Source organism: Spirosoma lituiforme (assembly GCF_054776635.1).
In genome coordinates this window covers 267556-287556 of record NZ_BAAHBO010000002.1, presented here as the reverse complement: position 1 = coordinate 287556, position 20001 = coordinate 267556, and the positions used below count along the sequence as shown (strand labels likewise).

At 41.6% G+C, this 20001-nt stretch carries 16 protein-coding genes; 1 reads left to right on the top strand and 15 read right to left on the bottom strand.

The genetic code is table 11. The annotated features are described in order from the left end of the window. The 14 genes from ACYU87_RS09620 to ACYU87_RS09555 all read right to left on the bottom strand — a co-directional run bounded on the left by ACYU87_RS09620 (position 1) and on the right by ACYU87_RS09555 (position 15562). Positions 1 to 1143: a glycosyltransferase family 4 protein gene (locus ACYU87_RS09620; protein WP_461133851.1), complete on the bottom strand. Its 1143-nt coding sequence runs from the start codon at positions 1141 to 1143 to the stop codon at positions 1 to 3. Further along, positions 1124 to 1942: a glycosyltransferase family 2 protein gene (locus ACYU87_RS09615; RefSeq protein ID WP_461133850.1), complete on the bottom strand. Its 819-nt coding sequence runs from the start codon at positions 1940 to 1942 to the stop codon at positions 1124 to 1126. The genes ACYU87_RS09620 and ACYU87_RS09615 overlap by 20 nt, the downstream gene beginning before the upstream one ends. A gap of 4 nt (positions 1943 to 1946) precedes the next feature. Further along, positions 1947 to 2564: an acyltransferase gene (locus ACYU87_RS09610; protein WP_461133849.1), complete on the bottom strand. Its 618-nt coding sequence runs from the start codon at positions 2562 to 2564 to the stop codon at positions 1947 to 1949. 3 nt (positions 2565 to 2567) lie between these two features. Beyond that, positions 2568 to 3512, bottom strand: a complete 945-nt coding sequence (locus ACYU87_RS09605; RefSeq protein ID WP_461133848.1) for a glycosyltransferase family 2 protein — start codon at positions 3510 to 3512, stop codon at positions 2568 to 2570. Beyond that, positions 3481 to 4746, bottom strand: a complete 1266-nt coding sequence (locus ACYU87_RS09600; RefSeq protein WP_461133847.1) for an O-antigen polymerase — start codon at positions 4744 to 4746, stop codon at positions 3481 to 3483. The genes ACYU87_RS09605 and ACYU87_RS09600 overlap by 32 nt, the downstream gene beginning before the upstream one ends. A gap of 12 nt (positions 4747 to 4758) precedes the next feature. Beyond that, positions 4759 to 6021, bottom strand: a complete 1263-nt coding sequence (locus ACYU87_RS09595) for a glycosyltransferase family 4 protein (RefSeq protein WP_461133846.1) — start codon at positions 6019 to 6021, stop codon at positions 4759 to 4761. Beyond that, positions 6018 to 7580, bottom strand: a complete 1563-nt coding sequence (locus tag ACYU87_RS09590) for a lipopolysaccharide biosynthesis protein (RefSeq protein WP_461133845.1) — start codon at positions 7578 to 7580, stop codon at positions 6018 to 6020. Before ACYU87_RS09590 ends, ACYU87_RS09595 begins: the two co-directional genes overlap by 4 nt. A gap of 123 nt (positions 7581 to 7703) precedes the next feature. Then, a complete protein-coding gene (locus tag ACYU87_RS09585; protein WP_461133844.1) occupies positions 7704 to 8369 on the bottom strand; it encodes a sugar transferase in 666 nt (221 codons plus the stop codon). A gap of 111 nt (positions 8370 to 8480) precedes the next feature. Continuing rightward, positions 8481 to 10817: a GumC family protein gene (locus tag ACYU87_RS09580; protein ID WP_461133843.1), complete on the bottom strand. Its 2337-nt coding sequence runs from the start codon at positions 10815 to 10817 to the stop codon at positions 8481 to 8483. Between the two features lie 11 nt (positions 10818 to 10828). Continuing rightward, positions 10829 to 11638 carry a polysaccharide biosynthesis/export family protein gene (locus tag ACYU87_RS09575; protein ID WP_461133842.1) on the bottom strand — a complete coding sequence of 270 codons (810 nt, stop codon included), beginning with the start codon at positions 11636 to 11638 and terminating at the stop codon, positions 10829 to 10831. A gap of 32 nt (positions 11639 to 11670) precedes the next feature. Continuing rightward, positions 11671 to 12765, bottom strand: coding sequence for a YjbH domain-containing protein (locus ACYU87_RS09570; protein WP_461133841.1), 1095 nt, complete (start codon positions 12763 to 12765; stop codon positions 11671 to 11673). A gap of 62 nt (positions 12766 to 12827) precedes the next feature. Continuing rightward, the gene (locus ACYU87_RS09565) at positions 12828 to 13625 is read right to left on the bottom strand and encodes a YjbH domain-containing protein (protein ID WP_461133840.1); all 798 of its coding nucleotides are present in this window, start codon (positions 13623 to 13625) and stop codon (positions 12828 to 12830) included. A gap of 89 nt (positions 13626 to 13714) precedes the next feature. Further along, positions 13715 to 14449, bottom strand: coding sequence for a hypothetical protein (locus ACYU87_RS09560; protein ID WP_461133839.1), 735 nt, complete (start codon positions 14447 to 14449; stop codon positions 13715 to 13717). Positions 14450 to 14506: 57 nt separating this feature from the next. Further along, positions 14507 to 15562, bottom strand: a complete 1056-nt coding sequence (locus ACYU87_RS09555; protein WP_461133838.1) for a hypothetical protein — start codon at positions 15560 to 15562, stop codon at positions 14507 to 14509. 1508 nt (positions 15563 to 17070) lie between these two features. On the opposite strand from ACYU87_RS09555, the gene ACYU87_RS09550 reads away from it, so the two are divergent. Continuing rightward, complete coding sequence (locus ACYU87_RS09550; protein WP_461133837.1) at positions 17071 to 18663, top strand: S53 family peptidase; 1593 nt, start codon at positions 17071 to 17073, stop codon at positions 18661 to 18663. Positions 18664 to 18932: 269 nt separating this feature from the next. Here ACYU87_RS09550 and ACYU87_RS09545 read toward each other — a convergent pair whose 3' ends face one another. Beyond that, entirely contained in the window at positions 18933 to 19937 is a 1005-nt protein-coding gene (locus ACYU87_RS09545) for a hypothetical protein (RefSeq protein WP_461133836.1), read from the bottom strand. Positions 19938 to 20001 lie beyond the last annotated feature (64 nt).

Here is a 20001-nt window from a genome sequence, read left to right as displayed (position 1 = left end):
CTAGCTAACAGATGAACTGTACATTATTTCAAGAAACTTGTTTTTAAATACATCAATTGTAAATTTTTGTAAAAAAGCGTTTCTAGCATTCAAGCTGATTAAAGACCTATTTGCTGGATTTGCTAACTCAATAATACAATCTGCTATCTCTGAAGGTGTGTTGTCTCTTAATACTAACCCTGTTACCCCATGTTCAATTGTTGATGGTATTGTCGCGATTCCGTTAGCTATAACAGGTATTCCATACTCCATTGCCTCAATAATTACTCGACCGAACGTTTCCAACTTATACTCTGTAGGAAATATCAATATGTCACATTTATTAAACAATTCTTTCTTTTGATCTGAATCGGCATGCCCAAGAAAATGTACTCTATCTGATAGGCCATGACTGTTAACAATGTGATAGAATTCGATCTCATCTTCTTTTGAAGCCCAACTTCCAGCAAAATAAAAATCAAAATATAAACCATAGTCTTTCAAAATTTTTGCCGCCTGTAAAGCTTTGGGCCATCCTTTAGTTTTTATCATATTAGACAAAAATAAAAGTTTAAGAATCTTTGTGTAATGTTGTTTGGAAGCAAATACAGAACTAAATTCATTATCTGAAACTTTTTGCTCAATTGCGTTTGTAAGTATCAAAATATTGCCTCTGTCAATAATATCTTCTACATCAACAATCAATTCTTCTCCTAATAAAATTACCTTTTGAGATGAAAAAACATACTTGAAGAGCTTGAGTTTAATAAATCCAATCAAGCCTTTATAAATAAGTCTCGTTCTTAAATGAAAGATTATTTTAAAATTAAAAACCTTTAAGATTAGAGCAATAAATATATCGCGCCAGAATGCAAATCCAGACGTTGCTGGCATTAAATAAACTAAATCTGGCTTAAACTTACTAGCATTAATAAATATCATTCTTAATACATTGAAGAATCCAAATATTTTTTTTAAAGAAAACTTATTTAGGTCATGTAAATTATTAGAGTAGTTAATCTTTATATTAATTACATCAAATCTAGCATCATTCTTTAGCACATCTAAACATGTTTTGCTAGATAAGGCACTTCCATAAAAAGGAGGTGGTAATGGAGTTATAAAAAGAACTTTTCGCCTATGGTTAATATTTGACGTAGTCATATATATAGAAATGTAGTTTGCTCAAACGATAAAGACATTTTAAATATCTATTTTTCAAAATAAATATCTGACCTTTGAGACTATTAGGATACTTGCGTAATACAGGTAAAGCATACATATTGTATAACCATTTATTTTCATTTTCTTGTTGAGGGTTAAGTTTGCCCGTTTGTATTTGGTCTGAAGTCTTATTATTATCTGATATTCTAAACCTTACTGTAAATTTATTTATAATAACAAGACTCAAAAAATCTGCGCATCTCATATACCACTCAGAGTCCATCATATAGTGGAACTTGACATTTAGTGGATTATTTTTTAGCAGATCAGCCTTAAATAGTGTACCTGAAGAGGGATGAGTTATGACGCGAAAAAAAGTTCTAAATTTATTAAAATTCAAAAAATATTGCCTCCTGAAAATATCATTTGTTAAGTCTTTAAAAAAAATCACATGTCCATGTATAATGTTAGCATTTTCATTCTTTGAGAATACATTAATATAACTTTGTAACGAACCAGGCATCAGGATGTCATCACTATTTAGCCATAATATCCAACTACCTGTAGCCATTCTAAACCCTTTGTTTAAGGCATCACTTTGGCCTCTGTCAGGCTCTGAGATCCACTTTATGTGATCATATTTAGCCAAAATGGTTAATGTATTGTCACTAGATCCACCATCAATAATTATGTGCTCAATATTCGAGTGATTTTGACTTAAAACTGATAAAATCGTCTCTTCAATATATCGTCCTTGATTGAAAGAAGGGGTAACAATTGAAATCTTTGAATTTTCCATTCATTTATACTTCTTTTATGAATTTTGCAGGGTTACCACCCCAAACTTGATCTCTGGGAATTGATCGTGTGACTATTGAACCAGCAGCAACAATGGATCGGGCTCCTATAATCACACCTTTACATATAATACATGAGGTACCAATAAAAACATCCTCTTCTATGACGATTGGAGAAAAAATAGCCAATTTTAAATCACTTTCAGATTTTCGCACAGATGAATCAGTAGAATGAAAGTTTGTGTCAAAAATTGTGGTACCACCACCTATCTTTACATTGTCTCCAATTATAATATAATTATGACAAACTATTGTTACTGCCGTTATTGCGACGTTATTTCCAATATTCAAATTACTATTCTTGCCAACTAAAAATTTACAAGGTCTGTTATCACCAGTATCTGAATATTTAGAATAACTCCTAAAGTGAAAATTATCGCCTATAGTAAATTTACCACTCAAAGCGACATTGACTCGAAAAGAGCCTAAAGCGTGTAAACAATCCCCATGCTTTACACCATTTAAATAGAAAAGAAAACGCGCGTACAATGACCAAAATCTTGAAAATAATAGTAGCAATAAATGCTTTTGTAATTTATAAAGGTAGATAAGAGTCTTCTGCATATTCTAAAGCTTCGTTATTCTTTTGAAGTAGTAAGGAGATAAGATGCACACAGCAACCATAAGTCTCTGTCTTATACTTATTGATTTAGTAAAGAAAAGCTTGGCTGCTTCTATCCTTAGTATATTCCTAATCCGCTTGTAAAATAATTGAAACTCAACTTCCCTGCGTAATGGTACTGCCAGTAATAAAACCTTAAAGGTAAAAACTCGTAAACTTATGTTTAGGGTTATTGGAGTTTCATTTTTCCAAAAATTAGTCAATAGTAGAAATATTTTATAAAGATCCTCAGAATTTTTCAGTTTCCAAGTTGACATTATTGAATCTTGATTGCCTCGATAATAATGATAAATTGGTTCTTTTGATAAAAAAACTTCTTTTGCAAAATATAATAATCTTAAATTAAAGTGAGCATCTTCGTGTAAGAATCCATCTAAAAATCTAAGTTTGAATTTATTGATGAGTTCTTTGTTTATTATGTATCTTTGGGATGCGCCAACTGAATATTTAGTTAAATATTCAGAAAAATATATTAAACTACTATTTTCAATTCTTCTTTCTGGAAAATTAAAATCAGCATTATCGTAAGAATAGATTAAAGTAGTTGCTATGAGTGGGTAACCTTTTTCTATTATAGAAAATACATTGTGTAAACTCCTATTTACAATCCAATCATCACTATCAATGAACCAAATATATTTACCAATAGCTATATCTAATCCCGTGTTTCTTGCCGCACTTAAGCCTTGATTTGATTGATTGATTAAAACAATATTAGGATATAAATCTAAAAACTTGCTTACGATTCCAATACTATTATCAGGTGTACCATCATTCACTACAATTACTTCAAAGTAATCTTTTGGAAAATTTTGACAATAGATACTTTCTAAACATCTAGCAATATACTTTTCAACTTTATAAACTGGTATTATAATGGACAGTTGCATGAAAATTCTTTATTTTGTTGACATTGTTCAAATTCAAAAGTAGGTATAAGGAAATAGCTACTAACACCATGTTACCACCTATAAAACAGGTAGGATAGAATATTGTAGAAAATGTTAAATATAAGAACCAAGCTTGAATATATAAGTTTCCATTTAAACTTTTAGATAAAATACTATACTTCACTAATAAATAAATTAGTAGTAGAGATAAAGGGATTCCAGCAATAAACGCCAACCCTAAAAAACCTAGGTCAACCCAATTTATAGGCTGCACATGAAGATTTACATCAGCAATATCATGCATATGCCTTCCATAATTAGAATCTCCTGGAAATCCGCTTCCGAATATATATTCCAGGTTATTTAAAAAATGATTGTTTAAAAAATAATTTAATTGAAAAAATCGGACATAGTCATTTTGTAATTTTATATCGGCTCTACTTCGTTCATATGCATGGTTTAAGCTTTCCTGAATTATAGGAATATTCAAGATCATGGCTATTGCTAACCCCGTTGCTAACCAAATAAAAAAGTTCTTTAAAGATAACTGTAAATATTTCCTTTTGTATAGAATGTATAAAAACGAAATTGATATAGCTATTAGAATACTACGTGAACCTTGCAAAATAAAATAAGATGATAAAATTATAGTATATAATAAATATTTAAACTTGAAATCTTGAGTAAATTTATTGAAGCACAATAGTAATCCTAGTGAAAGAAAGCCTTGCCCATTAAACGTCCATCGTACGTCATCCGTACTAGATTCATTTATATTTGAAAAAGAATTAAATATCTGAAAAGGAAAGATTATGAGCTGTACAATAAATAAAATATATAATAACAATGCGAACCACATAATTAGGTCTTCAACAAACTTGCGATTTGGAGCAATTATGGTAATAAAATAATAAAAAAATATTTGGCTTATGAATAAAGAAGTTTTCAAAGATACTAAAAAACTTTGTTCCCTATTTATTGAACAAAATATAAAGTTTGTTACTAGGGCAACTACAAACAGTAGATAAAATTTATTAATTTTTGATTCATTTTTATGCAAATAATTATTTTTCCTTCTGTTACTAGTTATATAAATCCATGCACCTAAAAATAAAATTATCCATTGACATAATTTTATAAAATCATCGTATTCTCTTGAAGGGAAAATTGATAAACTGAAAAAATTCAGCTGTATTATTATACTAATTGAAAATACAATGTTCTTTGTAGCCACCTTTTTTGCTAATTAGATTTTAAGCTTGGTTTTTAAGTTCCAATAGAATTCAACCGGCGGTAAAAAATTCCAAATGCTATTTTTGAGCTTTAGTTTCCTTAATTTCTCCTTTAAGTATTTTGAGCGAAAATTATTCTCTATAACTAAGTTGGTTGCAGGTAACATAGGCCATCTTCCAATTTCAGTTTCCCATTCAATTATAACGTTTTCAAATGAAAAGTTTTTTTTAATATAGTGACATGTATCTAAATATTTTTTCTTATCAATTTCTATCTTTAACAGTTTAATTATTGTTTTTGCTAAGTGTGAAGGTTTAGAATATAAACCATTTGAGTCATAAACTGTACTTATAAATCCAGGGCACCTTATTGTTGCAATTTGGCACCCCATTAGCTGCATTTCAATTGCACTGATCCCGAAAGTTTCCGTTAATCCAGATGGATTTGGAACACCAACTTTGCACTTTTTTAATATATTATTTTTTTCAATACCAAGTGTACCCAAAAAATATATAGATGGTAAAATTTTGTTAGTATCATCTAAAATATATTTAATAAATTTTGTTTCATACTCACTTTCAGCAATACCGTACTTTCCTAGCTTTAAATTTCTGTCATACAGTTTTCCGCTTCCAATCACATAGAGTTTAGCTTTTGGGACCTGTTTGAGAATTTCTTTCCAAGCCTTTGCTAATAGATGGAATCCTTTTGTGGGTACGAGACTACCTAAATAAACTACAGTGAAGTCTTCTTTCTCTAGAATATTATCAATTGGATGAGATTCTATTTCATGCATTTTTACGCCATTGTTAATGTAAACAGATTTATAAACAGACTTATAATCTCTATACAAATCATATGATTCTTTACTTACATGTATTATTCTTATAATACTATCATTATTTGCGAAAAATTTCAAATCTTTGAATTTTATAAAGTTGTGTGCCCATATAATGTATTTGATGTTATTAGCATGTTGATGCATCAATAATTTATTGTGAGTTTTATAATCTATTACTAAAAAACTTATACTTTTTTTTTCACATTGTAGTAAACAGTTTTCTAAATTATTTACTACAATGTAATTTAAATCAGGAAAACAGCCTTGTTCATCAACAAACAATAATACCTCTATTTTATTATTCCTCTTAGATAGCAAATATGATATAGATAATATTTCATATTCAGATCCACCAATTCCTGGATTGCCTTCTAAAGTATTTTCAAGATTAATTTTTGCAAAACCTTTATTTTTCAAATAAAAGCCGATTTTCATTGGAATGAAGATTTTAAATTAAGTTTAAATAAATTTAATTTATTATTTACCACTTGCCTTTCATCGCTATTTAAACCCACTATATATATGATAAAAATAGTGGAAAGGGTGGATAGTAGAGAAATAATAATCAATGACAAAAAGCTATCCGCAAGGCAACTTGCAATATAAGTAGGTACCAGTATTGACAAAACTAATACTACGAAACATCTTTTTACTACTTCATTGAAGTATCCTTTTAAGTCAAATGTAATCGTTACTTTGAATATTAATAGCCTTGCAATGTAAGCTATACAGCAGAACACTAAATGTATGATGAATACGGAATAGGGAGGAGCTCCTAATTTTAAAGCAAGGTAGGAAGCCGGTAAGATGAATAAAAGAATTATACCAATTGTTATTTCGAATAATTTAACTTTTCCTGTTGCCATAACTGATATTATTATTGGATTAGAGATTGCATCAACTACGGATGAAATTAAAATTATCCTTAAGAAGGTATCAGCATATTCTGGTATTATTTGCAGCCAAAGGGAGAGTACATATTTTGTTTTAATAAATATTGGTAAGCACAATATCAACATTAAAAAAAAAGTAAATTTAGAACTAGAATAAATCAGCCTGTGTAGATAATGGACATTTCCAGATGCGTACGATTTTGTTATTTGTGGGTTGATAGCCATTTGAAAATTAGTGAAAAACTGGCTAACTACACCTTGAACCTGTACCGCAATGCCCCTAGCTGCATTTACCGTTGGTCCAAAAAAAACATTTAGCAATATATTTAATCCTTGTATAAAAGTCATAGCAGCGAAATTTCCGAATAAATTCCATCCAGCAAATCCCGACATTTCTTTTGCTAAAGCTATATTCCTTTTTTGTATTTGTATTTTAAAATGAGTTTCCAGGAAATTGCTTTTACAATAATTTATGTAAGCTAGTCTTGTTAATAATTGAATCAGAAAATGTAAAATTGAATAAATTTTTAATTTATCATAATCTACAGTTTGCAATATATATACAATGCATAACTTTAGCACTGCTTCTATTATTGAAATAAATGCAAAAGCTTTCATTTTTTCATGAGAAACTATAACAGCATTGTATGGAACACCTACGATTATAATTACTAGACTTAGCATTGAGAAATGATACACCCAATAAGCAGCGTTTAATCTCTCTATAGGTATTGTCATGTGAGTTTTAAGAAACCACATACCTATAGTTTCACTTATTATAAATATTAAAGCGGCTATAGAAATATGGATAATTAGGCTAACCGAAAATATCTCTCGCATTTTCTTGATGTTACCCTTTTCTAGTTCAAAGGTAAGATATCGTTGTGTTGAAGAAGCCATAGCACCGTTTATGAATGCAAATGATGATATGATTCCCCCGACAACATTATATATCCCAAAATCCTCAACTCCCAACGTATTTAATACTACACGGCTTGTATATAAGTTAACTAACATCATGAACAGCATTCTAAAATACAACAATAAAGTGTTTTTAGCTATCCTTACATTATTAGATTCTATTAATACTTTACTATTCATTAACTCTTGTTTGTTTAATTCTATGAACTCCTCAAATTAGCTAAATATATGTTTATTAACTCGTATAAAGACTAGCTTGTATTTTAATATTATTAATCACATTTTTAATGATACTTTTATTGCTTACCAAGCATTTATATTACCTTTAATCATTGCTCTTAAAGTCCACCAACAAATCTTAATGTCAAGCCAAAAAGATTTCTTCCGGTTGTAGAATCTATCAAATCGAACCCGGTGCTCCATCTTGATGAGTTCGTCTGTTTCCCCCCGACAGCCACGAACCTGGGCCAGGCCTGTGATGCCTGGTTTCGTACGGTATCGGCTTCCGTATTTTGGTAGTACTCGCCAATATTGAGCATCATGTTGAACGGCATGTGGTCTGGGTCCGATAACACTCATCTGTCCTACCAAAACGTTGATGAATTGAGGCATTTCGTCTAGATTCGATTTGCGGAGAAATCGGCCAAGGCGCGTCACCCGATTGTCTTGTTTTTGCGCTTGTTTGAATTGAGCTTTGGGGTTATGGGTCATGGTTCTAAATTTCAGACAATAGAACCAGGTTCCTTTGTAGCCCGTGCGTTTCTGAACGAACAGAATGGGACCCGGAGAATCTAGTTTTATCAATATACCCAGTACGGGAATTAGCCAGGATAGTATGAATAGGGTAATCAGTAGGGAAAAGCAAATATCGAAGCCTCGTTTTCCCAGGTTGTGGTAGTCTACTCTGCGCCGTGTATGAGGCTCAGTGTACACGTACAGGGGTTTGTAGTGTGTGTCAAGACTAAGCATACAAGTTACTGTTTTGATTGGGTGGATTATGGAGTGAGGAGGGAATGTGTATTCTTCGATTGTTACCTAGTGTCGGGCATGACTAGAGCGTCCGTCCGATTCGCGTTGTGGTTAGGCGTTTTTGTTGCTTAACCATTTTTTCTTGTCGGTGCCGCCATAATAATCACCATAGTTGTAATTGTAGTAGTACGATTCTCCTTCGCCGACTCCGTTCAGTACGATGCTAAGCCGCTGGAAGCGTTGTTCTTTAAAGAGCACATCCACCATTTTAATCGAGTTTTTCGGTGTATGGTCGTGGCGTACCATAAACAGTGTGGCATCGGCATGAGGAGCAATCAATTGGGAGTCGGTTACCAGGCCAACGGGCGGTGAGTCGACCAGCACGTAATCAAACTGCTCTTTCAACTCTTCGAATAACTTACCGAGCCGGGGGGAGCTTAGTAATTCTGCCGGATTGGGAGGCAGTGGTCCCGCCGTGATAATGAAGTAATTATCGTAGCCGGTTACTGGTTGTAGGAGTTCGTCGATAGTGGCTTCGCCAATCAGGTAGTTGCTCAAGCCCATGTTATTCTCCATATGTAGACTCTTGTGGAGCTTGGGCTTACGCATGTCCATTTCCAGAATAACTGTCCGATTGTTCACCAGGGCTAGGCTGGCCCCCAGGTTGAGCGACATAAATGATTTACCTTCTCCACTGATGCTGGAAGTGAACAACACTACCTGGGGTGTATTCGGATCGCTCCGCAAGAAATGGAGGTTGGTGCGCAGGGTACGAATCTGTTCGCCAATAACAGATTGCAGCCGGGGCTTGAACACCATGTTGTCTACCGTGATTTGGCGGCTTTTAACCACCTCACCCAGAATAGGCACCTGCGTTACCTCTTCCACATCGGTTCGGTGCAGAACCCGATTATTCAGGGCATCTTTCGCTGTCAGGAAGCCTACAGGGGCTAACAGCCCCAGCAAGCCGAAGATGGCAAAAATGGTCATCTTTACGGGTTTTACGGGTTTACTACCGGCCCGGGCGCTATCGACTATGCGGCTATCCGGAATGGTAGAGGCTGCTGAGAGGGCTGTTTCTTCGCGCTTCTGTAGAAGGTAGGTATATAAACCGTTTTTGATGGCCTGCTGGCGGGTAATGTTGAGCAGCGCCCGCTCTTTACCCGGTACGGTCCGAATCATACCCTCCAGTCGCTTGTTATTGGCGACCAACAGGCCCCGGTTGCTGGTGAGTTGCTGCCGGATGGTCTGCACATTTTCATCGATGCTCGCCTTCAGCGTTTTAAGCTGGCTGTCGAGTGATTGAACCAGCGGGTTATTAGGCGACATGGTACGCGACACGTCATCGCGTTTGGCTTCCAGTTCGGATACTTTTATCAAGAGACCTGTTAAAACGGGATCGCTCAGGCCTAGGGTAGCGGGAGCCAGGCCACTCTGTCCGTCCTGGTGCTGCAGATAACGCTCGACATCGCCCAGCGCACTCAGACGAATATTGACTTCGTTCAACTGGGTATCGTTGTCTTTTACGGTGCTCAGGAAGGTTTGGGCCTGCGCGCCCAGGTCCGTAATGCCCTGGGTTGATTTGTAGAGTTCTACTTCCTTCTCCACGGTCGAGAGTTCACCCGATATCAACCCCAGACGGTTCTCGATAAAGTTGAGTGTATTACCCGCTTCTTTATTTTTGTCGATAACGGCTTCTTTATTGTACTCATTGATGATCTGATTCAGGATCGCAACGCCTTTGTCGGGTACAGCTTCATCCAGCGTCATCATCAGTACCGTGGCCTGCTTGGTGGTCGGTTCAACGGCCAGGTTTTCCATATAACCTTCTACCGTTTCTGTATGATTTCCTATGGTGGCGATAATGGGTTCTAGCTTGTTCGTCAACGGCTTACGCGTCAAGATGCGAAGTTGGCCGTAGGGTGTCTGGATGCTCTGGTTAACCGGGTAGGAAACACCATTCAGCTTTACAGAGCCAGCGTCCACGAACGTAAATTCCAGGGGTTCATCAGGTAGCTGCGCCACGGGTTTTTCCACGAGCAGGCGAATGGGCGAGTCGCCGTAAATCTCTTTTTTGATTGTTCGGGTGGGTGTGTAATAGTGAACATCCAGCCCCAAACTCGTTACGACCCGATCCATGAGGGTGTAGGATTTCAGGATTTCAACCTCGTTCTCTACCACCTTGCTGGGCGTGAAGATGTCGAGTTCTTTCAGCATACTTTCGCCCCCCATGCCTTTTTTCTCGTCTTTGATCAGCAGGCTGGCTTTTACTTTGTAGCCCGGTGGCTGATACAGCAGGTACCCGTAGGCTGCTCCCAGCGCCAGCACCAGTGATAAGACAAACCAGGGCCAGTTGCGCGCATAGCGCATAAGCATAGCCCGCAGGTTCGGCTGAGGTTCAACGTCGTATGCTTGGTAGGGGGTGTATGAATTCGTATTGGTAACCATGATAGCTGGTATTAAAGGCGCGTAACAATGATGGCGATAAAGGATAGAGCACTCAACGCAATGGGTAATAACTGGTAGGTTCGGTCGGCATTGGTGATGCGGGCCTTACCGGGTTCTACGTACACGACATCGTTTGGATGTAGGTAGTAATAAGGGGAGTTGAATACATCCCGTCTGGTCAAGTCAATGTGATTGAACGTTCGTTTCCCGTTCTCTTCCCGAATAATCAAAACATTATCCCGGCGACCGTAGATGGTTATGTCTCCGGCCAGTCCCAGCGCAGCGGGCAAAGAAATGCGTTCGTTGGGAATCGAGAAAAGAGAAGGCCGCGCCACTTCGCCCGATACCGCAATCTGAAAGTTCAGGTTTCGCACGTTGACGGTGGGTTCCTTCAGAAAATCGAGTAGTTTCGTTTTAATCTGGGCGGCCGCCTGGCTATTGGTAAGGCCTACCACGGTTAGCTGCCCCATTAGCGGCAGTTCAATTTTTCCGTCTTCGCTCACGACATAGCCGGGGGTGTAGGGTAGGGGTGTCGTTGGGGTTACCGTTTGGGGGGAGCCTGCTCGTTCGGCCAGTGTAATGGACGCATAGGGATTAAAGAACGTTGTTGCTTCGGGGCTGAGGCTGCTCACCTGCACCGACAATACGTCACCCGGCTTAATGGTTGGAATGTAGCTGGGAACCAGTGCTATGATTGAGTCACTGCTAGCGGCACTTTTCTGGTACAGTACCAGCTCTTTGCTGGAAATACAGCCAGACAGGCACGCTACCAAGCCAATAAGCAAGCACCCGATCCGGGTATACATGTTATTACTAGTCATTTGGGTTACTTTACGAAGTAGTGGATCACTGATCAGCGGTCCAGTTGGTTCTTTAAATAGCTACTGTGATACTGCCGCAATAGAGCATCCAGCTGGTAACCGACCTTGTAGCGCGATGCAATGTTGTAGCCTCGGCTATAGGCATATTCCCAGCGAAATTCTTCCGTTGTCCGAAGTCGTACCCGCTGGCTCTGTACAATTCGTCCTGGCGCCAGGGGAACGGCGAAATTGAACCCGCCCGTGCCCCCGTTTACTGTCTTACTGACATAAAAACCAATCTCTACATTGCCTAACTGCCGAATAAGATCCAGTCTCATCCCCCGGTCCTGGTGCAGGTACTGCCCACCCGACACTTTGATGGTCACATCATGCCGGGGCAGTCGATACGCTACATCGGCCAGGATCAGCACGTTGTTCATGGACTCGTAGTAAAACCCGTTTTGCGGGAAGAAATAGAAGCCCGTTATTCCTGATTCCAGGCCATACGACCAGTTTTTGGTCAGATCGGCATGGCGATACTGTACATTGATACCATACTGATCCGAATAAAATAACCCCGCTGACAGGCTCATAAAATTAACCCCATCCAGCGCCAGAAACTGGTTCAGAAAGGTCGGCGCGGGCCGGATATTCAACCCCTGGTTGTCCAGGTGATTGGCAATGGGAAACAACACCCCCCAGTTCAGGACTAATCCTCGGCTCAGGTACAACTGGCTCTGTAGCAACAGATTCGTTTTCGCTTCGACGGTTTGTTCGCGGTAGCCGAACTGCGCAATGAATTCGGGCAGCAACCGAAAATCGAACTTATAGGCCCGGCTGTTAAACGGATGCTCTTTCGCGAAGCGCTGTCGTTCGGGCCGCGACAGAATCGCGGTGGTTACCGTTGTGTCCAGTCGATACTGAGCGATGGGCACCCCCTGGTAGAGAGGCACAAATAGCTGAATACCCTTCACGGCCATAGGTTTGGCCACTTCCAGCAAACCAATGAGCGGGTTGCGATACAGCCGCTGCTCGTAATACACCCGGTGCTGCGCGCTATCAACGATCAGGTTTTCCATGTTCGACAGCCCTTTCCGCGACTGCGCCATGCTCTCGCACAGGCTGGTCGCCAGCAGAAGTCCAAGCAACCATAACGTGTGTTGCTGGTATTGCTGCCTGGTGAATTGTCTTCTACGTCTCAGCCCGCTCCTCATGATCGTTTCGGTTTACGAAGTAAGGGTAGCGCGTAAGACGTTGCCGCCGTAACCTGATCGCCGTTGAGCAAACCGGCTTGTACGGTCCAGTGCTTGAACAGTAGGGCATAAGCCCCCACATTCAGATGCTGCGAATCCCACTCGACCAGCAAACCGCCTTTCTTGTTGACATTCAGGTTAATGCCTCCAAATGGTCCGGCCAGGTAATAGTAGGGTTTGTCTCGCTTATCGGAGAGGGTGTAACCCGTGAAAATATCCGAATCCTGATCGTTTTTAACTCCTGCACGATACAGCGAGTACGGGCTCCCTACACCCAGCGTAACGGCGGCCGTAATGGACTTCGACAAGTCGATGTGCTTGGTCGCCACCAGTGCATTGGTAATGAGCGAGTTGTCGATGCCAAACGGTGCCGAAACAATAATGGCTACTGAGGGCCGTTTTGCCTTTTCCGTCAACAGAGCGTATTTAACATCGATCTGTCGATCACCTATGCCTTTATCGCCAAAACGAATCGGGCCATTTGGGTTCAGCAAATTGATGTTCACTTCCAGCCGGGGCAACACCGATAAATTGACGAAACAAATGCTCTCCGAATTTCTCCTGTTAAAGCGGAACGCGTAACTGGAAGGGTTAAATCCGTATCCGAAGGACAGGGTTCCATCGGCCACTACCTCCGCTGAGGGAATGTAGATCAGACCGCGCTTCCCGGAAATATTTACCTGCGCCCAGCCCAACCCCGGAAGCCCAAGGCTGAATACCACTCCCATCATGAAAACCTTTTTGGTGGTCTTCATTAGGACAGAAAGATCGAACGGTATGGTATATACGTTATTCATGTATCAGGTAAATAATTGCCGGTACTGACGAAAATCTTTTTTGCTGCTTAGTTAAATTTAACTTTCAGTGAGAGCCCGGCTTCGAGGCCGCTGAGACTCACCTTCTGCGTCGAGCTGCTTGTCTCACTTCTAACAACCTGGTTGTAGCTGCCCACATGATACCGGACGTCGAGCGCCAGATACAGCTTCTTCACCAGCTTCTTCTCGGCACCCACGAACACCTGCACGCCGTAGTTGCTGCCCGACTGCTTTTCGTTGACGGAGCCAGTGTTGCCCACTACCTGCCGCGAAAAATCGTTGTTGATAAAATAACGGGCCACGCTCACTCCCAAGTAAGGCATCAGGAACGGCTCCTTTGTGTCAGTGGTTGATTCCTGATTTGTTGTACGCACGGGAGCTGTTTTGGCAAAGGTGTACTTCAGATCGAGCGAGACCGGAATAATCGAGAGCGTCAGTTTCTCGGAGCGGGTTGTGCCCCCCACGGTAACATCTCCCGAAACGGCATTTTTCCAGTAGCCAACCCGGCCACCCAGGGATAACCCTTTGGTCAGGCCCACTTCGATAGCTGCGGAGGGCATGACACTACCCGAGAATGTAGCGCCTTTACCGGCATTGTAATCGAGCAGCATAGAGTTTTTGTTCCAGTAGTCGAGTGAGGGTTTCCAGTAACTGGCGCCGACGCTGATACTTTTCAGGTTGACCTGTGCCTGTGCGTCTGATGCTCCGACCAACAGGCTACCCACGAGGGCAGCAGCCGATAAAAAGAGGAAATGAGATTTCATTGTACTGATTTAGTATGAGATACGACAATACTTCTTGTAAGCGAAAGCAATGGTATATCAACCGCCATTGCCCTGGTTGTGGCAACTTTTTGTTGCATTGGCCAGCGTTGTCTTAAGTGCGGCCACGGCTGTGTTGAAGTTGCTGTTTATCGTGCTTAAGTCTTTATCCCGGGCTGCCTGGGCATTCACCAGTTTAGCGGCTCCTGTAGCATCGCAGGCCGTTTCTTCGGCTGTCTGTACTTTCGTAAACAAGTCATTGGCGTTAACCAAAGCTGCTAGATAGAGTAGTCGCAGCGGTGTGTATAGATCGCCCAATACAGCTTTATTGGCATCCAGACTAGCCATTCCAGCGTCGAAAGTCTGTTGAGTCACAGCACGTAAGGGCGTGTATTTAGCGGAGAGGCCGGCCTTACAGGGAGCGGTTTCCGCAGCTATGCTCGCCTGTGCCTGGGCATAGGTTGCGTTTATAGCGGCTGACTGGCTGGTCTGGGTTGCCTGTAGACTTGCCAGTGCCGTATTATACGCTGCGTTTGCAGCAGCCTTACAGGCATCGTCATCCTGAACTCCGGCGGTAGTAACGATAGTAGCGACAATGTTGTCACTGGAAACAGCTCCCACGCGCGCGCCAACGGCTTTACCATTCACGGTCGGTAAGGTGAAGGTTGGTAGATACGCTTTCAGAGCCGGATTACTGCTCAGGCTCGTTAACTGGGCTTTCAGATCGGCTGACAGTGCCCCTGTTGTCGACAGCGTTTTAATGACCTCGGGCGTGAAACTAGCCGAGAGTTGAGACGCGGACGCGGACGATATTGCTTTGTTTACGTCGGTAGCGGCCTGTTGTACGGCGGCAGGCACGGTACCCGTAGCACTCAGGCTGGAAAGGCCGGCACTAACGGCACCTGCAGCGGTCGAAGAGGTTATCGAAGCGGCTGTGACCGAAACAGTGGCTGGCGCAGTTGGCGTAATCTCAGGCAGTTTTGCATTTGTAAATCCTGTAAACGTGTACGTGAAAGGCGTCAGTGAATCAACGTCTTTCGTTTTACAATTGTAGAGAATAGCCGCTAGACAAAAGCCGCACAAAAACAACCTGATATTCGGTATTGCAGTTTTCATGTAAATACTTCAGTGTGATAGTGAAACGTGATTGAAATAAGAGTATATAAATTAGTTGCTTACTTGATGCGAATGGACAAACCGGTCTCATCAAGCTGACGTAAATTGCCCTTGCTATATTGGAAAATGTATTGTCTATCGAGTAATACGGGTACTTATTTTCGTTGATACTGCGTTAATACATCACACAATACCAGCATGAGAACACGCCGACCAATCAGCTGATTGGGCGCGTATAAACAGTTTTTTACCATAGCTCTGTACAAACAGAACTGCTTTTCTATAATTTACTTTTCAGGTGACGACAATGATCCCCAAAACGTCAAGAACGAACTGGCTTACAAAAACCAGCAATCGACGTTTTGATCATGTTATATGTGTAATAAACTCGGACGGTAGTACTACGGATCAAGACTGATGTAGTATGTGAACCTGGGGCGATAGTCTGTCTCATTGACATAGTGGACACAGGAAGATTAATAGATGTGGATAACTGATACGCTTATCGTGTTTACCGATAATATGATGAAGTAAATTTACGAATAATTCCGTTTAATAATGTTTTTGGTAGGAAAGGGGTGAACACAGGGATGAGTAACCAGGCATATATGATCAATCGCCTGAAGGAGTATGTATGATTTGTAAAAGGACTTCAATGTACATATTTATAAATAAAGTTGTATTTAATAGATTTTAACTTAGACTTTGTAAATAGAAAAGTATTTTTTGTTGACAGATTTGTATCTGTAAAAGTGACATAATGAATAATTAATCTTGTTTTAATTTTAATCTCTTTTTAATCTGCGTAGCTTTTTAGTATCAAATTTATGATTTAGTAGATTCGTAATTGATAGATTTATGAAAAATCAATGTAGATTAATTAGATATAAATATGCGACCGAAAAGGTACATGTAAAGTATCTAACTATACAATAAATGTATAGTTAGATATAGCAACTGTTATTCGTCTTAGTTACCTGTAAATAGGCTATTATTTAATGTATATACACTTATATAATATGGATAAATTTATACTAAAAAGATAATTTTGTATACTAATATGTATATACAAATTGCTGATCGTATGCTTATTGGGTAGCTATTGAATTAAGTGCACCACAATGGTGGCGAAGAGATTTAGTTATTTTTTCATTATAAATAATATTATTCCGTGATAATGTTAAATGGCTGTATTTGGACGATAAGCCAACTCGAACGATTCTTATGACGAATCAGCCAATAACTACAGGATAGAATAAAAAAGCCCGGCAGGCGGAAGCTGCCTGGGCAACTGGCATAGGTTAGTAAGCTTATTTAGACGACATGCCAGAAGAAAAGTTACGTTGCCCGGCCATTGAATCGCTTTGGCGATTGAACCAGGCTAGGTCATCCCCTAAACAGATATGAACTGCACAGTTGGATTAATCGAAAATTAATTCGATATGTGTGGACTGGATTCGTTACTGAACTACTTTGCCAACGACTTACTAGTTTCAGCAACACATTGTATGAGCGCTTTTGATCAGCTTGTTCCGTTACCCGGTAGCGAAAAAACGGCTCCGGATGCTATTGCCCTGCCAAGGCCTGACCGAAACGAAGTGCTGACCATTACGGTTCGAATCCGTCGGAAGCAGCCCTTGTCAGCCTTGGTCAGCACGAGTAATACCGTAGAAAACGTAGTAAGTCGGAGTGCCTATGCCAGTCAGTTTGGAGCCGACCCTGCGGTAATCAAACAGGTAGAAGCGTTCGCTGCTGCCTACGATTTGAGTCTGGTTGAGCAGAGTGCGGCTCGCAGGAGTGTGTTGCTGCGGGGAACGGTAGCTCAGATGGAACGGGCGTTTGGCGTGTCGTTAAACAATTTTCGTACTTCAGAGGGCACCGAATTTCGGGGTCGGACGGGTTCGATTTATGTACCGGCCGAATTAGTCGATGCTATCGAAGGTGTCTTTGGGTTAGACAATCGTCCGCAGGCGCGGGCTCATTTCCAGGTGTATGAGCCAGAAGACGGATATATTGCACCCAGGGCAGGTGGTGTTTCGTTTACTCCACCTCAGCTAGCCAGCTTGTATAACTTCCCGGCGGGTGTAACGGGTAAAGGACAAAGCATTGCCATTATTGAGTTAGGCGGTGGCTTTCGAAAGGCAGACATCATAACGTATTTTGCTGGTTTAGGATTAAAACCACCAACCGTTGTGGCCGTCTCGGTTGATGGCGGTCTTAACGCTCCCAGCACCGCCGATGGAGCTGATGGCGAGGTAATGCTCGATATAGAGGTCGCCGGAGCTGTTGCGCCGGGTGCTACCATTGTCGTTTATTTTGCGCCCAATACCGACCAGGGATTTCTGGATGCCATCACCACGGCCATTCACGATACAAAATACAAACCATCGGTCATCTCCATCAGCTGGGGGTCGGCGGAGAAAAACTGGACGGCCCAGGCGCTCACGTCATTTAATCAGGCTTTTCAGGCAGCAGCTGCGCTGGGCATAACGGTTTGTGCCGCTGCCGGTGATACCGGTTCCGATGATGGCGTTGGGGACGGAAAAGCGCATGTTGATTTCCCGGCATCGAGCCCGTTCGTGCTGGCTTGCGGGGGTACCAAACTCACTGCTTCTGGCAATAGTATTTCGGCCGAAGTGGTGTGGCATGAAAGCAAGACCAGCGCTACGGGGGGCGGTATAAGCGATGTCTTTGACCTGCCCGATTACCAGCAGAAGAGCCATGTGCCACCGTCGGTGAACGACAAAAAACGCATTGGTCGTGGGGTGCCCGATGTCGCGGCCGTAGCTGATCCTGCTACTGGTTATGCCGTTCGGGTGGACGGTAGTGACCTGGTTATTGGCGGAACGAGCGCTGTGGCTCCGCTGATAGCTGGCTTGATCGCTCTGATCAACCAGCAACGGACCAAATCTGTTGGCTTCATTCACCCCATCATCTATGCTAATCCGAAAGCGTTTCGGGATATAACGCTGGGCAACAACAAGACAACTACGGGCAACACAGGCTATACGGCAACCCGTGGGTGGGATGCCTGCACAGGTTTGGGCGTTCCTGACGGCAACCAATTAGCAACGATACTTGGGGGTAAGGCGACAGGCTGACAATGAGTTCTCAGCTAGCTGAATCCTTGGCAAAATCACATCAAATCAGGAAGTACAGTAGTCCCGGAACAGTTAGCAGGAAAAGAAGAATTAGCAAAAAGATAAGTTGCCAGAGTAGGCTATAATAAACATATCGGCTATTGCCAGCAACCAGGTTCATTAATTCATTTATCCAGTGGCGTATCATTCAGATAAGTAGGTGGTAACGGGGCGCGAAACTAAATGATTTCGGCATACCACCTATGTTATAAAATTGTTATGCCACGGTGTTATTTCCTGCGCTGGTAGAAGTAGATAAATTGAGTTGTCGTAAACGTTTTTTCAGTACTTGTATAATAGCCTGATCCATCGGCCGTCCAACTGATGGCTTCCCCCTGAACTTCGTAAGCAAGTGGCAGCCGCCGGGGGGGCCGGCTGAGAACACTCGCAATGGTTTCTCCCGCCCGGCGGTTATAATAGAAAACCTGCTCGTAGGTACGGATCAGGATTTCTCGGCCATCGGTCGAAATAGCCGCCGACGTAACATGGTCGAAGGGAATGCGCAGGAGGGCAGTCATCTGGGTTGACTCGGTTAGCGATTGTGGATAAGCCGCTCGGTACACGGTCGAGTAAGAACCTTTGGAGATAATGAACAGATCTTTCGTGAGCGGGTCCAGAAGAATGGCTTCTGCATTTTGCGGGCCATCGGGTAGGTGTAACCGGATGGCTTCGGCGTTGGTGATTGGCTCGTCGGACGGTTGACCTTTGCCCACGAGGGCTGGCTCGGGGAAGCGGTAGATGACTTTCTCGGAGTACCAGCCTCTGTTGTCGCCAATATCCGCAACGTAAATATAGGACTTTCCGGGTAGTGGGCCAGGACCCACCGCTATGTCTTCCCAGTCGCGGTTTTTGGCGTTTTCGACGCTGAACCGGGCCACGGCATTTCCTCCGGGGCTTATTAGCTGAATTTGATCAGAATTACCGGAATCTTCTTCGGCCCAGAGGAAGCCCGGATGGATGCGGCTCGCGGCTACACCCGATATTTCCCAGAGATTGGAGTCGTGTATGACCCCAACCTTACGGGCCTCCTTAAATAGCGTGGTGTCTTGCGTCAGTGTATCAACCGAGTAGGTTACCCAGGGTACTGTGTTCGCTGAACGATCTGCGGACTGATGATTGGATGATCCACAACCGCTAAACAGGAGGACAAGTAACGCCAGTTGGCAACGGATGAATCGGCTAATCGACATAATGGCATTCGCCCCTGGTTCAGTCTGAAGCTTGAAACTACTCATTTATTCCGCGTTCGTAAAGCCCAAAAGTCACTTAGGTATGCCATGATCTACGGTTTCTTCGTTG